Consider the following 14,783-nt stretch of genomic DNA (forward strand, 5'->3'; position numbering starts at 1 on the left):
GATGGGCCGCATCGAGAACTGGCTCGACGAGCGCTTCGAGCTGGAGGTCTTCGAGCCCTACCTCGGGAAGTCCTTCCCGGCGGAGGACTCGTTCCTCCTCGGCGAGGTGGCGCTGTTCAGTTTCGTCATCCTCGTCATCACGGGGTCGTTCCTCGGCCTCCTCTACATCCCGTCCATCGAGAGCGTCACCTACCACGGGAGCGTCGTCCGCTATCAGGGCCAGGAGCTCCCGGCGGCGTTCGCGTCCGTCCTCCAGATCACCTACGACACGCCGTTCGGGATGTTCGTCCGGCGCTTCCACCACTGGGCCGCCCACCTGTTCGTCGCCGCCATCGCGCTCCACATGCTTCGGGTCTTCTTCACGGGCTCGTACCGGAAGCCGCGGGAGGCGAACTGGGCGGTCGGCGTCGTACTCGCGGCGCTCGCGATGCTCGCTGCCTACACCGGCTACTCGCTGCCGTTCGACGAGTTCGCGACGACCGCGACCTCCATCGGCTACAACCTCGCGGGCTCCATCCCCCTCATCGGGGACTTCCTCGCGAAACTCGTCTTCGGCGGGGACTACCCGACGAACACGTCGATTCCGCGGCTCTACTTCCTCCACGTGTTCGTCGTGCCCGTCCTCATCACGCTCTTCATCGGGCTGCACATGGCCATCCTGGTCCACCAGAAGCACACCGAGGCCGAACGCGACGGCGACGTGGAGACGACCCGCGGCCGGGTCGACCGGGACGACGACGGCATCGTCGTCGGCCTCCCGGCGTTCCCGAACCAGACGGCGGTCAGCGCGGTCGTCTTCTTCCTCACCGTCGCGACGACCTCGCTGCTCGCGGGCTTCCTGCCCGTGCACAACGTCGCCGAATACGGCCCCCACGACCCGGCGAGCACGCCGGCAGTCATCATGCCCGACTGGTTCCTCATGTGGGTGTACGGCTTCCTGAAGCTCTGGCCGACGTGGCTGAACTTCAGCGTCGCCGGCCTCCACTTCTCGCCGGAGTTCCTCGCCGGCGTCGTGCTCTCGGGCGCGGTGTTCCTCGCCGTGCTCGCCTGGCCGTTCCTCGACGTCCACGAGGAAAACGTCCACTTCACCGCGGACCCGCTCACGCGGCCGCGAGCGACGGCGGTCGGCGTCGCCGGCGTCCTAATGATCATGGTCGCGTCCATCGCGGGGATGAACAACCTCCTCGCGGACCTCGTCGGAATGGGCACCGGCCCCATCAACAACGCCCTCACCGCCGCGCTCATCGTCTGGCCGCTCGCCGGCGCGCTCGCGACCTACTACGCCCTCGGGGGCACCGAGACGACGACCGACCACACCGAGACGCATCGTGCTGACGACTGACCACACGACCACACCACAATGAGCGACACTGACAAGACAGGACAGGCGAACCGTGACGGAGACACCAGCCGTGTCTCCCGACGGAGCTTCCTCGCCGGCGTCGGGACGACGGCCGCCCTCGGCCTCAGCGGCCTCTCCTCGGCCGAAGAGGACGACATGAACGGCCTCGAAATCGTCTCCGACCCCATCGGGAACTACCCCTACCGGGACTGGGAGGACTTCTACCGCGAGCAGTGGGACTGGGACTCCATCTCCCGCTCGACGCACAGCGTCAACTGCACGGGCAGCTGCTCGTGGGACGTCTACGTGAAGAACGGGCAGGTCTGGCGCGAGGAGCAGGCCGCCGACTACCCGACGTTCGACGAGGACCTCCCGGACCCGAACCCGCGCGGCTGCAACAAGGGCGCGTGCTACTCCGACTACGTCAACGCCGAACAGCGCATCAAGTACCCGCTGAAGCGCACCGGCGAGCGCGGCGAGGGCAAGTGGAAGCGCATCAGCTGGGACGAGGCGCTCACCGAGATTGCCGAGCACGTCATTGATGAGGTGCAGGCGGGGCGCTACGACTGCATCAGCGGCTTCACGCCGATCCCGGCGATGAGTCCCGTCTCCTTCGCCTCCGGGAGCCGGTTCATCAACCTGCTCGGCGGCGTCAGCCACTCCTTCTACGACTGGTACTCGGACCTGCCGCCGGGCGAACCGCTCACCTACGGCCACCAGACGGACAACTCGGAGGGCTCCGACTGGTACAACGCCGACTACATCATCGCGTGGGGGTCGAACGTCAACGTCACGCGCATCCCGGACGCGAAGTACTTCCTCGACGCCGGGTACAACGGCACGAAGCGCGTCGGCGTCTTCACCGACTACTCCCAGACCGCCATCCACACCGACGAATGGATCAGCCCGAAGGCGGGGACGGACGCCGCGCTCGCGCTCGGCATGGCGCACACCATCGTCGAGGAAGGCCTCTACGACGCCGCGCACCTGAAGGAGCAGTCCGACATGCCGCTGCTCGTCCGGGCGGACACGGGCAAATACCTCCGCGCGAGCGACCTCGACATGGGGAACGAGAAGACCCTCCTCATGCTCGACCAGCAGGGCGAAGTCCGCGTCGCCCCCGGGTCGCTCGGCGTCCGCGACGGCAAGTACGACGCGGACGCGAGCATCTCGCTCGACTTCGACCCTCAACTCGACGTCGACACGACCATCGAGGGCATCCCGGTCACGACCGTCTGGACGAAACTCCGCGAGCGCCTTGCGGAGTACACGCCCAAAGCCGTCCACGAGGAGACGCGCGTCGGCGAGGAGACGCTCCAGCGGGTCGCCCGCGAGTTCGCGAACGCCGACAAGGCGAAGATCATCCACGGGAAGGGCGTCAACGACTGGTACCACAACGACCTCGGCAACCGCGCCATCCAGCTCCTCTGTACCCTCACCGGGAACATGGGGGAGAACGGGACAGGCTTCGACCATTACGTCGGCCAGGAGAAGATCTGGACGACCCACGGCTGGAAGTCCCTCTCCTACCCGACCGGCGACGTTCGCGGCGTCCCGACGACGCTCTGGACCTACTACCACGCCGGCATCCTCGACAACGCCGACCCCGAGACGGTTGCGCGCGTCGAGGAAGCCATCGAGAAGGACTGGATGCCCGTCTATCCGTCCGAGCGCGCTGATGGGACGCGGCCCGACCCCTCGACGATGTTCGTCTGGCGGGGCAACTACTTCAACCAGTCCAAGGGGAACGTCGCCGTCGAGGAGGAACTCTGGCCGAAACTCGACCTCGTCGTCGACATCAACTTCCGGATGGACTCGACCGCGCTCTACTCGGACATCGTCCTCCCGGCGGCGAGCCACTACGAGAAGTACGACCTCTCGATGACGGACATGCACTCCTACGTGCACCCGTTCACGCCCGCCATCGAGCCGCTCGGCGAGGCGAAGACCGACTGGCAGATCTTCCGCGACCTCGCGAAGAAGGTGCAGGAGGTCGCGACACGGCGCGGCGTCGAGCCGGTCGAGGACCGCGAGTTCGACCGCCAGATCGACCTCCAGTCCATCTACGACGACTTCGTCTACGACTGGATCGACGGCGAGTCGGACGCGCTCGTTGAGGACCGCGCCGCCGTCGACTTCGTCCTCGAACACTCCAAGGAGACGAACCCCGACCACTCCGACGACCACGTCACGCTCGACGATATCATCGAGCAGCCACAGCGCTTCAAGGCCGCCGGCGACCACTGGACGTCCGACCTCGAGGACGGCGAGGCGTACGCGCCGTGGAAGGACTTCGTGCAGGACAAGGAGCCATGGCCGACGTTCTCCGGGCGCCAGCAGTACTACATCGACCACGACTGGTTCCTCGAGCTCGGCGAGGAACTCCCCACCCACAAGCAACCCGAGACCCAGCAGGACGACTACCCCTTACAGTACAACACGCCCCACGGCCGGTGGTCGATCCACTCCACGTGGCGCGACCACCCCGACATGCTCCGGTTGAACCGCGGCGAACCCGTCGTCTACCTCAACCCGAGCGACGCCGAGGAGCGCGGCATCGAGGACGGCGACGACGTCGTCCTCTTCAACGACCTCGCGGAGGTCGAAGCGCAGGCGAAAATCGTCGCCGGCAGCCCGCAGGGGTCGGCGACGATGTACCACGCCTGGGAGATGTACCAGTTCCCCGACCGGCAGAACTTCAACGCACTCGTCCCGATGTACATGAAACCGACACAGCTCATCCAGTACCCCGAGGACTCGGGCGAGCACGTCTCGTTCTCCCCGAACTACTGGGGGCCGACCGGCGTGAACAGCGACGTCCGCATCGACGTGCGGAAGAAGGGAGGTGACGGCCAGTGAGCGCCGACGACGGCACGAAGACGCCGCCCGGCGTCGAAGTCGCGGACGGCGTCGACCACCAGGTCGCGATGGTGATGGACCTGAACAAGTGCATCGGCTGTCAGACCTGCACCATCGCCTGCAAGCACCTCTGGACCGAGTCCGGCGGCCGCGAGTACATGTACTGGAACAACGTCGAGACGAAGCCCGGGAAGGGCTACCCGCGCGGCTGGGAGGACTCCGGCGGCGGCTGGAAGTCCGACCAGCACAAGGAGCGCCAGCCCGGCGAGATTCCCGACCGCGAGGACTACGGCGAACACCTCACCTTCGACTACGAGAGCACGCTCTTCACCGGCGAGAACGAGCACGTCGAGCCCGAGCAGGACGCCCAGTGGGGGCCGAACTGGGAGGAGGACCAGGGCGCCGGCGAGTACCCGAACTCCTACCGGTTCTACCTCCCACGCATCTGCAACCACTGCACCCACCCCTCCTGCGTGGAGGCGTGCCCGCGCAGCGCCGTCTACAAGCGCGCGGAGGACGGCATCGTCCTCGTCGACCAGGACCGCTGTCGCGGCTACCGGTACTGCGTCGAGGGCTGCCCGTACAAGAAGATCTACTACAACGCCACGCGCAAGAAGTCCGAGAAGTGCCTGTTCTGTTACCCGCGCGTCGAGGGAGAAGGCCCGGACGGCGAGGTCCACGCGCCCGCCTGCGCGGAGCAGTGCCCACCCCAGCTGCGGCTCGTCGGCTTCCTCGACGACGAGAAGGGGCCAATCTACAAGCTCGTCGAGGAGTACGGCGTGGCGCTCCGACTCCACCCCGAGTTCGCGACGCAGCCGAACGTCTACTACATCCCGCCGTACGCGCCGCCCCAGCACTCCGAGGACGGCGAGACCATCGACGTCGAGCGCATCCCGCGGACCTACCTCGAGGAGCTGTTCGGCGAGAAGGTCCACGACGCGCTCGACACCATCGAGCGCCACCGCGAGCGCGTCGAGAACGGCGGGGAGAGCGAGCTGATGGAGATACTGCAGGACCAGAACCCGGCCGAACAGTACCGCCTCGAAGTCTTCCGGGAGGGGGAGGGGAATGCCTAGGGACGACACCCGCACGCGGGTGCTCGCGGTCGCCGTGGCGTTCCTCCTCGTCGCGACGGCGGTCGGCCCCGCCGTGGTCGCGAGCCGGCCGGCCTACGAGATTCCGGTCCACGAGGTGGACGACGGCCAGCAGTTCGAGAACCCGACGTCAGACGCGTGGCTCGACACGGAATCCGTCGAGGTGTCGATGGCGGGCGCGCCGAGCGGCGCGCCGAACGCGAAGGACGTCACCGTCACCACGACGCACGTCCGCGTCGTCCGCACCGACGCGAAACTCTACGTCCGAATGCGCTGGAAGGACCCGACGATGAACCGCACGGCGGACGACCCGGGCGAGTTCCCCGACAAGGCCGCCATCGAGTTGCCGGTGAACGAGAGCGCCCGCCCACCCATCTCGATGGGGTCGCGGAGTAACCCCGTGAACGTCTGGGTGTGGAGCGCCAGCGACGGCGCGGAGGAACTCGTCGCCGGCGGTCCGGGCACGACGACGTACATGGCGAACACGTCTATCGAGACGAACGCCACCTACGCGGACGGCCACTGGCAGGTCGTCTTCGAGCGCACCCTCACCGCTACCGGCGCGAACCGGACGGACATCACCCTCGAACACGACCTCAACGTCGCGTTCGCCGTCTGGGACGGCGGGAACGGAGAACGCGGCGGCCACAAGGCGGTCAGCGAGTGGTACTACCTGCCGTTCGAGGCCGACGGCGGACCGCCCTACGAGACGATACTCTGGCTGATCGCCAGCGCCGCCGTCCTCGTCGTCACCGTCGTGACGGTCGAGGGCGTGCGCCGGACGCGAGGCGGCAACGGAGGAGACACCAAATGACGCACCTAGACCACCCCGACGAAACGGACGAATCGATCGACGTAGCCGACCTCGACATGGACGCCGCCGCGCGTGGCGAACTCTACCGCCTGCTCGCGCGGGCGTTCGAGCACCCGGACGAGGAGTTCCACGCGGACCTCCAGTCGGGCGCGTTCGCGGAGGCCTGTCGCGACCTGCTCGCGCGGACGTCGCTCGACGTCTCGCTGCCCGACCTCTCGGTCACCGAGGACTACGAGGCGCTCGCCGCGCGCTACAACGACCTCTTCGTGGTCGGGTTCGCCGAGTACGAGGACCGCACCGACGGCACGCTCGCCTCCACGGGGCCGCCGGTGCCGCTCTACGAGATCGAGTACCGCTCGGACACCCAGTGGGGTGACGTGAACATCGACCTCGCGCGGGCGTACGACTACTACGGCGTCAGCGTCGACGAGAGCGAGCGCGACAACCACGACAACCTCCGCCTCGAACTCTCGTTCGCCGGCTACCTCGCGCGGCGCGCGGCGCTGAACCCCGAGGAGGGCGCGGCCGGCGCGCGCCTCGACTTCCTCGACCGGCATCTCGGCGTCCTCGCCGACGGCGTCGCCGACGCGCTCGACGAGGAGCACGACACCGACGTCTACGGCGCGCTCGGGTCGTTCCTCGCCGCGTTCGTCGCGGCGGACGCCGCCGACCTCGGGACGCGACGCGAACAGGGTGAGATACCGTGACCGACGCCACAGCCCGGCTCCGTCGTCCCGCAGGAACGGCGACGGGACGACGCGACTGGCGGCCGGCGCTCGCCGCCCTCGCGCTCCTCGCGGCGGCGGTGCCGTTCGCCCGCCGCCTCGTAGTGAACCTCCCGGGAACGGTCGTCCCCGGCCTCGCGAGCGCCTACGGGGCGAGCGTCACGGTGGCGGTGCTCGGCCCCGCGCTCGCCGCGGCGGGACTCGCGCTCGGCACGACTGACCGCGTCGAGCGCGTCAGCCTCGTCGCCCTCGCCGTCTTCGCGCCGCTCACGCTCGCCGCCGACGCCGCCTACCTGCCCGCCGCGGGTATCGTCACCCTCGCGGGTGGTGTCGCCGTCTGGCGGCGTCTCACGCGCGTCGAATCGACTGGACTGCGCCGAGTCGGCCGCGCCCTCCTCGGCGTCGCGGCCGTCGCGGCTATCGGGTGCTCGCTCGCCGCAGCCGTCGGCCTCGCCCCCGCGTCCGTCCGGCAGACCGGCACCGTGCTCGCCCTCGGCGCCGCCGTCGCGACTGGCGTCGCAGCCGACGCCGACATGCTCGACTGGTCGGCCGGCGCGCTCGCCGCGAGCCTCGCCTACGCGCTCGGTACGAGCGCCCCGTACGTCACGGGTGCCGTCGCGCTCGTCGTCGGCGGCGTCGTCGGCGCGTCGCTCCCGCTGCTCGTCGCGGCACTCGGCGGCGTCACCGCCGCGACTGTCGCGAGCGTCCGCCAGCGGGCGGTCGGCCCGGCGTGTGGCGCGCTCCTCGTGCTCGTCGCGGGCGCCCCCGTGACCGTGCCGCGCGCGCTCGCCGCCGTGCTCGGCGTCGTCGTCGTCCTCGGAGGTGTCGCCGAATGAGCGACGACTGTGGCGACGACTGCGGGTGCGGCGACCACGACATGGGCATCCCCGACCCGAACCCCGACGGGCCGGCCGACCCGCAGCTCGACCCGGAGCGCAGCCCGGGCTTCGAGTCGTCGATCAGCGCGCTCGAAGACATCGAGGTGAGTCGCGACGACGTCGTCATCGGCACCGCCGAACCGCACGAGCTCACGGCCGCCGACACCGACCCCGTCGCCGGGAACGCGCCCGACGAATTGCTCGCTGACCTCCGCGAGGGGACGGCGACCGAACGCCAGCGCGCCGCCCTCGAACTGGCCGACCGGGAGCGCACGCCCGCGGCCGTCGAGGCGCTCGCGACGGCCGCCCGCGACGACGCGGATGCCGACGTCCGGCAGTTCGCCGTCGAGGCGCTCGGCGAACTCGGCGGTGACCGCGCCGCCGCAGTCGCCCGCGACGCGACTGACGACGACGACCCGTGGGTGCGCGCGGAGGCCATCGTCGCCCTCGACCACCTCGACCGCGCCGCGCACGCCGACCACCTCGACGCCGCGCTCGGGGACCCCCACCACGCCGTTCGACGGAACGCGCTCGTCTCGCTGTTCAAACTCCGCGGCGAGGGCGCCCTCCCCGCGCTGCTCGACGCGGTGGACGACGACAGCGAGCGCGTGCGCGAGTGGGTCGCGCACCTGCTTGGCGGCATCGACGACGAGCGCGCGAGCGACGCGCTCGAAACGCTCGCCCGCGACGACGTCGGCGTCGTCGCGAAGACCGCCGTCGACGCCCTCGACACCGACGCCGGCCGCTTCCGCCGGCAGTTCACGAAGGCCGCCGAGCGCACGACGAACGCACCGGCCGACGACCGACTCAACCGCCACCCAGACCTATGACGAGCGACACCGCAGACGCCATCGACGACCGCATCGAACCCGCGCTCCGGAACGTGCGCGAGCCGAACGCCGGCGTGGACGTCCTCGAGACCGGCCTCGTCCAGCACGCCACCCTCGACGACGACGGCGCCGCGACCGTCGGCCTCGACTTCGGGACGGTCGACGCCCGGACCGGCCAGGAAGTCGCCGACGTGGTCGCGCGCGCCGTCCGCGACGTCCCGGCCGTCGACTCCGTCCACGTCGAGCAGGCCGCCCCCGACACGGGCGAGCGCAGCAGCGGCGCGGGCGCGTTCGACCGCGTCATCGCCGTCGCGAGCGCGAAGGGCGGCGTCGGGAAGTCGACGATTGCGACCCAACTCGCCCGCGCGCTCGCCGCGTCCGGCGACGACGTCGCGCTCTTCGACGCGGACATCCACGGCCCGAACGTCCCCGCGCTCCTCGACGTCTCCGGGCCGATTTACTCGAACGACGACGGCGACCCGCTGCCCGTCCGGCGCGAGGGCATCGACGTGATGAGCGTCGGGTTGATGACGGAGGGCGCGCCGCTCGCGTGGCGCGGCGCGATGGCGCACGACGCCGTCTCCGACCTCTTCGCGGACACCGCGTGGTCGGCGGGCGGCACGCTCGTCATCGACCTGCCGCCGGGCACCGGCGACGTCGTCCTCACGACGCTCCAGGAAGTCCCGGTGGACGGCGTGGTCGTGGTGACGACGCCGTTCCACTCGGCCGTCTCGGACACCGAGAAGACCGTCGAGCTCTTCCGTGAGAACGACGTCCCCGTCCTGGGCACGGTCGTCAACATGGCGCGCTTCACCTGCGAGAACTGCGACCACGACCACGACCTCTTCCCCGGTGAGACGCCGGCCGACGCCCTCGACACCCATCGGCTCGCGGAGATTCCGTTCACCGAGACGCTCCAACAGCCCTCCGAGACCGAGGACGTGCCACAGCCGGTCACCGACCTCGCGGACGCCGTGGAGGCACGCTACGAGGAAATCTGGGAGGTCGAGGTGCCCGAGTCCGGCGTCGACCTCCGCGGGCTGCCGGCGGACGAGCGCCACGACGCCGTCGCCAAGGCCTTCGACGCGCTCGACGCCGGGGAGACGTTCGTCGTCGTCAGCGACCGCGACCCGACGCCCGTCCGGAACTACCTCCGCAAGCTCACCGACGGGACGACGCTCGAGCAGTTCGAGGTGCGCCAGCAGAACCCCGAGACGTGGGTCGCGCGGACGACCCGGCCCTGAGCGCCGGCCGCGACGAACACGTTCGGGAGCACCCCCATCCGTCCGCGCGTCGTTCGGTCGCGTATGAGCGCCGAACTCTCAGTCGAACTCAGCGTCGACGACCCCGGCGCGTGCCCGGTCGCGAACGCCTCCCGGGACACCGCGGCCCCCGTCTCGTCGGTGTCGCGGGCGGCCGTGACGGACGACGGCGGACGCGTCCCCGAGCAGTTCACGACCGACGGGCGACTCTCCGAGCGACACGACGTCACCGAAATCGCGGCCTACGAGACGCGACACGTCTATCGGTTCCGCCGCGAGCCGGGTGCGGGGTGCGTGTGCGAGCAGGTCGAGGCGTTCGGCTACCCCATCACGGACATCCGCGCGTCCGACGGCACCCTCCACCTCTCCTTTCACGTCCCGTCGCTCGACACGGTGGAGGACATCGTCACCGCGCTCCGCGAGACGTACTCGGACGTCAGCCTCCGGAAGCTCGTGCGCACGGAGGGAAGTGAGGCCGCCGACCTCGTGTTCGTCGACCGGCGGCGGCTGACCGACCGCCAACAGGAGGTGTTGGAAACCGCCCACGAGATGGGGTATTTCGACTACCCGAAGGAGGCGAACGCCGGCGACGTCGCCGACGCCCTCGACATCTCGGCCTCGACGTTCAGCGAACACCTCGCCGCGGCACAGCGCAAACTCCTCGACGCCATCCTGAAGGCGTAGCGAGCCCTACCCGCGGACGACGTTGTAACTGGCGACGAGGGCAGCGGCGAGCACGCAGACGACGCCGAGGCCGGACGCGACGAGACCGGCGAAAAACCCGGGCGGGAAGGTAACCGTGTCCGTGCTCGACATGTCGCGGATGGCGTAGTGCGTGCCGTTCCGTTCGACGATGGGCTTTGGCGGGAGATGTGCCTCGTCCGGCGGCTGGTGGTCGTACTGCTCGGGATGCGCCGTGGCGTTCCGGATGTTCTCGAACGCCCGTTGCTCGGCGTCGCTCATGTTCGCGTAGGCGACGACGAGGCGCTCGCGGACCGCCGCGGCGACCTCGGAGTCGGTCGCGGGCGACGCCCACACCGTCGTCGTCTCGGTGCTGCGCTCGACGGCGAACGCGTAGTCGGTGTCGTCGGACTCCCGCGAGAGGAACGTGTAGTTCCGGTCGAGCGCCCGGAGGTCGGCCGCGACGGCGTCGGAAATGGTCGTCGCGGAGCCGTTCGCGACGGCGCGCTCGAGGGCGTCCCGCGTCCGCGTCGGCGCGCGGAACTCCTCGCGGACGTGCTCGTACTCGAGTTGGCCCAGCCAGAAGGTGAGACGGGGGCCGTATCGCTGGGCGAGGAGGGTATCGTTCGAGGCGTCGATTCGCTCGGCCTGATAGCTGGTCGCGGACTGTCGTTCGTCCGCGTCCATCAGGGAGTCCGCCGCGAGCGCGTACGTCGGCCCCGGGAGGAGGAGCAGGCCGACGACGAGGAGGACGAGCGCGGTGCGGTTCGAGGGCATCGACGGGAAGTTCCGCCCGCCGCGACTAACTGTTTTGTCACGAGCAGAACCGAGAGGGCGTCCGCGCTGGGCTACGGACCCAGAGCCGCGATGTCGGCGCCGACGGTGGCGAGCGCGTCCGCCGGATTCGGGTCGCTGTCGGCCAGATGTGTGTAGTGGTGCGTGGGCACGCGTTCGAGCGCCGTCGCGACGCTCTCGCTGTACGACTCGACTCCCGGCTCCGTGGGGTCGCTCCCGCCCCAGACGTCCCGAATGACGGTCATCGAGTCGATGCGGACCTCGAGGTGCTGGGGGTCGTAACGCGCCAACAATTCGGTGAGGCCGAGCTGGAGGGCGACGTATTCCGCGGTGTTGTTGCCCGAGCGGGCGCCGACGGGGCGACCGAGGCGCGCGAGTTCCGTGCCGGACTCGTCAACGATGACGGCGCCCGCCCCCGCGGGCCCGGGATTGCCGCGCGAACTCCCGTCGACGTAGAGGACGAACGCGTCACTCGCCGGTTCTGGCGGCGTGGGCCGGGAGACGCCCGACTCCAGCAGGTCTTCAAGCGCGTCGCGCAGCTGACTGGCGGTGGTCGTCGGGTCGAACAGGCCGCCGTAGCCCGGGACCGCGTCGTCGATGGCGTCGGTCGCGGCCGCGACGTCGTAGCCGACGCCGGCGAGCACGTCGTCGATGAGCGTGGCGAGCGGCGAGAGGTGCTCGACTGACGGGTGCTCCGCGTTCACTCGTTCACTCGGGCGCCGTCGACGTCGGCGTCGCGCTCGGCTGACTGTGACTGCACGGACCGTCGACGCCCGTCGGTGGGAGTCGTCGCAGAATCGGGGCTACACGCCATAGTGCTGATGCGTCTAGTTCGTGGCCGCCGTTGAAACCTTGTTCGCTCGACAATCGACGTATTCGAGCCCGATTTCGCGACCATCACCATGTCCGTTCGTCGAGGGGAGGAACAAAATGGGTCGACCGTCGATCGCTGAGTCACCCGAAAAACGACCTGACAACGTTCGAATCCTGTTCCGACGTGTTTCGAGACGCCGCGATCAAACCCCTCAACCAGAGGACTATTGGTGTCGCGGCGTCCGTCTCCACTCGATGCGGGATACGCCCGACCCGAGAGACGGACCGCGGGAGGCGCTGCGGTGGGTCCGACAGACCAACAACGGGGCCGTGCTCTTCGTCCGCGAGCTCGTGAGCAGCGCGCTCGTCGTCGCCCTCGTCGGACTGCTCCTCTTCGCCGTCAGCGGTCTCTGGCCGCCGTTCGTCGCCGTCGAGTCCGGCAGCATGAACCCACAGCTCGAACGCGGCGACCTCGTCTTCCTGATGGAGGAACATCGCTTCGCGCCCCCAGCCGCCCACGGCGACACCGGCGTTGTCACCTATCGCGCGGGCACACAGGCCGACTACGCGAAGTTCGACAGCCCGGGTGACGTCGTCGTCTACGAGCCGGACGGGGACCCCGACGCGACGCCGGTCATCCACCGGGTTCGATTCTGGGTGAACGGGAGCGAGAACTGGTACGACGAGGCGAATCAGCAGTACCTCATGGGCGCGGACGACTGCGCGGAACTCCGGAACTGCCCGGCGCCCCACGCCGGCTTCATCACGAAGGGCGACGCGAACGACTACTACGACCAGGCGACGACGATCTCCGCGCCGGTGAAGCCCGACTGGGTGCGCGGGACGGCGGAGTTCCACGTGCCGGGCCTCGGCTGGGTTCGGCTCGTCGTCACGGGCGACGCGTCACTCGATGGCGTCCTCTGAGCGCCGACAGGTGCTTTCGTCCCCGGCGCGTACGAACCGGTATGAGCACGACTGAAACGGAGGGAGTGCGGGTGTGGCTCGTCGAGCGGACGTATTCGGACGACGAGCAGAACCTCATCATCCTCACGTACGCGACGCCGGACGGGACGCGCTACTTCCGGAAGGAGCGCGCGCTCACGAGTTTCGGCGACGTCCGTGACACGACCGCGTCGGTCGTCGCGAAGCCGACCAACCTCGGGCACGTCGACGACCCGGAGACCGAAGCGCAGTACGCCGCCGAAGCGCAGCGGATGCGCGACGCCCACGACCCCGACGACGTCATCTGACGGCGACTACCACTCGCGAGTCCGAACGGAAAGACCCATTAGTGGCCTGTCGTCTTCGCTACCCATGGGTCTCTTCGACCGTATTCGGGGCAGTAGCGATGACGGGCCGCGGGTGGCGTTCGTCGGCATCGACGGCGTGCCCTACTCCCTGCTGAAGGAGCATCCGGACCGCTTCCCGAACTTCGCGCGACTCGCTGACGAGGGCTCGAGCGGCGCCATCGACTCCATCGTCCCGCCCGAATCGAGCGCCTGCTGGCCGTCGCTCACCACCGGTGTCAATCCCGGTGAGACGGGTGTGTACGGCTTTCAGGACCGCGAAACCGGGAGCTACGACACCTACGTTCCGATGGGGAAGGACGTGCAGGCGACGCGCGTCTGGGACCGCGTTACGGACGCCGGCCGCGACGCCACCGTCCTGAACGTCCCGGTGACGTTCCCGCCCCAGCGTGACGTCCAGCGGATGGTCTCGGGCTTCCTCTCGCCCGGCATCGAGCAGGCGGCCTCCGACGCTGACCTCGCGGAGTACCTCGAGTCCATCGACTACCAGATCGACGCGGACGCGAAGCTCGGCCACCAGGAGGACAAGTCCGAGTTCATCGAGAACGCCCACGCGACGCTGGACGCGCGCTACGAGGCGTTCTCGCACTACTTCGCGGAGGACGACTGGGACCTCTTCTTCGGCGTCTTCATGACGACCGACCGCGTCAACCACTTCCTCTACGGGGATTACGCGAACGACGGCGAGTACAAGGAGGAGTTCTTCGCGTTCTACGAGAAGGTCGACGAGTACATCGGGAAGCTCCGCGAGCAACTCGCGGACGACGTGACGCTCGTCGTCGCCTCCGACCACGGCTTCATGACCGAACGCTACGAGGTCCACTGCAACGAGTGGCTCGAACGCGAGGGCTGGCTCTCCTACGAGGACGCGGACCACGAGGACCTCGCGGACATCAGTGACGAGACGACGGCGTACTCGCTGATTCCGGGGCGCTTCTACCTCAACCTCGAGGGCCGCGAACCCCGCGGCAGCGTCCCGCAGGAGGACTACCACGAGGTGCGCGACGAACTCAAAGAAGCCATCGAGAACCTCGAAGGGCCGGACGGTGAGCGGGTCGTCGAGCGGGTCGTCGAGCAGGAGGACGCCTTTGAGGGCGAGCACGACCTCATCGCGCCCGACCTCGTGGCGATTCCCGCGACCGGGTTCGACCTGAAAGCCGGCTTCGGCGGGAGCGAGGACGTCTTCAGCACGGGGCCGCGCAACGGCATGCACTCCTTCGAGAACGCGACGCTCTACGTGGACGACCCGGACGTCGAGGTCCGCGACGTCGACCTCTTCGACCTCGCGCCGACGATTCTCGACCTGATGGACGTCGAGTACGACGCCGCCGAGTTCGACGGCCGCAGTCTCGTCTGAGCGCACCCAGTCTTTTTCCGCCTCTA

Annotated in this window: 14 protein-coding genes; 12 read left to right on the plus strand and 2 right to left on the minus strand. The window is 69.1% G+C overall.

Annotated features, from left to right (window positions below; genetic code table 11):
* The first annotated feature begins 1 nt into the window (after position 1).
* The 9 genes from ACQUS8_RS12165 (at position 2) to ACQUS8_RS12205 (ending at position 10,488) form a co-directional block, all read left to right on the plus strand.
* The gene (locus tag ACQUS8_RS12165; RefSeq protein ID WP_435101405.1) at positions 2–1,342 is read left to right on the plus strand and encodes a cytochrome b; all 1,341 of its coding nucleotides are present in this window, start codon (positions 2–4) and stop codon (positions 1,340–1,342) included.
* An 18-nt stretch (positions 1,343–1,360) separates the two neighbouring features.
* Positions 1,361–4,201: a molybdopterin-dependent oxidoreductase gene (locus tag ACQUS8_RS12170; RefSeq protein ID WP_435101407.1), complete on the plus strand. Its 2,841-nt coding sequence runs from the start codon at positions 1,361–1,363 to the stop codon at positions 4,199–4,201.
* A complete protein-coding gene (locus tag ACQUS8_RS12175; RefSeq protein ID WP_435101409.1) occupies positions 4,198–5,277 on the plus strand; it encodes a 4Fe-4S dicluster domain-containing protein in 1,080 nt (359 codons plus the stop codon). Before ACQUS8_RS12170 ends, ACQUS8_RS12175 begins: the two co-directional genes overlap by 4 nt.
* Complete coding sequence (locus tag ACQUS8_RS12180) at positions 5,270–6,109, plus strand: ethylbenzene dehydrogenase-related protein (RefSeq protein WP_435101411.1); 840 nt, start codon at positions 5,270–5,272, stop codon at positions 6,107–6,109. The genes ACQUS8_RS12175 and ACQUS8_RS12180 overlap by 8 nt, the downstream gene beginning before the upstream one ends.
* Complete coding sequence (locus ACQUS8_RS12185; protein ID WP_435101413.1) at positions 6,106–6,816, plus strand: molecular chaperone TorD family protein; 711 nt, start codon at positions 6,106–6,108, stop codon at positions 6,814–6,816. The genes ACQUS8_RS12180 and ACQUS8_RS12185 overlap by 4 nt, the downstream gene beginning before the upstream one ends.
* Positions 6,813–7,670, plus strand: coding sequence for a hypothetical protein (locus tag ACQUS8_RS12190; RefSeq protein WP_435101415.1), 858 nt, complete (start codon positions 6,813–6,815; stop codon positions 7,668–7,670). The genes ACQUS8_RS12185 and ACQUS8_RS12190 overlap by 4 nt, the downstream gene beginning before the upstream one ends.
* Positions 7,671–7,711: 41 nt before the next feature.
* Positions 7,712–8,542: a HEAT repeat domain-containing protein gene (locus ACQUS8_RS12195; protein WP_435101810.1), complete on the plus strand. Its 831-nt coding sequence runs from the start codon at positions 7,712–7,714 to the stop codon at positions 8,540–8,542.
* Positions 8,539–9,786 (plus strand): P-loop NTPase, encoded by a 1,248-nt coding sequence (locus ACQUS8_RS12200; RefSeq protein WP_435101417.1) that lies wholly within the window; start codon positions 8,539–8,541, stop codon positions 9,784–9,786. The genes ACQUS8_RS12195 and ACQUS8_RS12200 overlap by 4 nt, the downstream gene beginning before the upstream one ends.
* A gap of 63 nt (positions 9,787–9,849) precedes the next feature.
* Positions 9,850–10,488, plus strand: coding sequence for a helix-turn-helix domain-containing protein (locus ACQUS8_RS12205; RefSeq protein ID WP_435101419.1), 639 nt, complete (start codon positions 9,850–9,852; stop codon positions 10,486–10,488).
* Between the two features lie 6 nt (positions 10,489–10,494).
* Here ACQUS8_RS12205 and ACQUS8_RS12210 read toward each other — a convergent pair whose 3' ends face one another.
* Positions 10,495–11,262 (minus strand): hypothetical protein, encoded by a 768-nt coding sequence (locus tag ACQUS8_RS12210; protein WP_435101421.1) that lies wholly within the window; start codon positions 11,260–11,262, stop codon positions 10,495–10,497.
* A gap of 71 nt (positions 11,263–11,333) precedes the next feature.
* The gene (locus ACQUS8_RS12215; protein WP_435101423.1) at positions 11,334–11,984 is read right to left on the minus strand and encodes a ribonuclease HI family protein; all 651 of its coding nucleotides are present in this window, start codon (positions 11,982–11,984) and stop codon (positions 11,334–11,336) included.
* Positions 11,985–12,348: 364 nt separating this feature from the next.
* On the opposite strand from ACQUS8_RS12215, the gene ACQUS8_RS12220 reads away from it, so the two are divergent.
* The 3 genes from ACQUS8_RS12220 to ACQUS8_RS12230 all read left to right on the plus strand — a co-directional run bounded on the left by ACQUS8_RS12220 (position 12,349) and on the right by ACQUS8_RS12230 (position 14,757).
* Positions 12,349–13,017 (plus strand): S26 family signal peptidase, encoded by a 669-nt coding sequence (locus ACQUS8_RS12220; RefSeq protein ID WP_435101425.1) that lies wholly within the window; start codon positions 12,349–12,351, stop codon positions 13,015–13,017.
* Positions 13,018–13,058: 41 nt separating this feature from the next.
* Positions 13,059–13,343, plus strand: coding sequence for a hypothetical protein (locus ACQUS8_RS12225; protein WP_435101427.1), 285 nt, complete (start codon positions 13,059–13,061; stop codon positions 13,341–13,343).
* A 64-nt stretch (positions 13,344–13,407) separates the two neighbouring features.
* On the plus strand, positions 13,408–14,757 hold the full coding sequence (locus ACQUS8_RS12230; RefSeq protein WP_435101429.1) for an alkaline phosphatase family protein: 1,350 nt from the start codon (positions 13,408–13,410) through the stop codon (positions 14,755–14,757).
* Positions 14,758–14,783: the final 26 nt, after the last annotated feature.

It is taken from the genome of Halarchaeum sp. P4 (assembly GCF_051195175.1).
Taxonomy (GTDB): Archaea; Halobacteriota; Halobacteria; order Halobacteriales; family Halobacteriaceae; genus Halarchaeum.

Coding starts and splice junctions, on each gene's coding strand:
- ACQUS8_RS12165 (WP_435101405.1), top strand. CDS start 2: ATGGGCCGCATCGAGAACTGGCTCGACGAGCGCTTCGAGCTGGAGGTC.
- ACQUS8_RS12170 (WP_435101407.1), top strand. CDS start 1,361: ATGAGCGACACTGACAAGACAGGACAGGCGAACCGTGACGGAGACACC.
- ACQUS8_RS12180 (WP_435101411.1), top strand. CDS start 5,270: ATGCCTAGGGACGACACCCGCACGCGGGTGCTCGCGGTCGCCGTGGCG.
- ACQUS8_RS12185 (WP_435101413.1), top strand. CDS start 6,106: ATGACGCACCTAGACCACCCCGACGAAACGGACGAATCGATCGACGTA.
- ACQUS8_RS12195 (WP_435101810.1), top strand. CDS start 7,712: ATGGGCATCCCCGACCCGAACCCCGACGGGCCGGCCGACCCGCAGCTC.
- ACQUS8_RS12200 (WP_435101417.1), top strand. CDS start 8,539: ATGACGAGCGACACCGCAGACGCCATCGACGACCGCATCGAACCCGCG.
- ACQUS8_RS12205 (WP_435101419.1), top strand. CDS start 9,850: ATGAGCGCCGAACTCTCAGTCGAACTCAGCGTCGACGACCCCGGCGCG.
- ACQUS8_RS12210 (WP_435101421.1), bottom strand. CDS start 11,262: ATGCCCTCGAACCGCACCGCGCTCGTCCTCCTCGTCGTCGGCCTGCTC.
- ACQUS8_RS12220 (WP_435101425.1), top strand. CDS start 12,349: ATGCGGGATACGCCCGACCCGAGAGACGGACCGCGGGAGGCGCTGCGG.
- ACQUS8_RS12225 (WP_435101427.1), top strand. CDS start 13,059: ATGAGCACGACTGAAACGGAGGGAGTGCGGGTGTGGCTCGTCGAGCGG.
- ACQUS8_RS12230 (WP_435101429.1), top strand. CDS start 13,408: ATGGGTCTCTTCGACCGTATTCGGGGCAGTAGCGATGACGGGCCGCGG.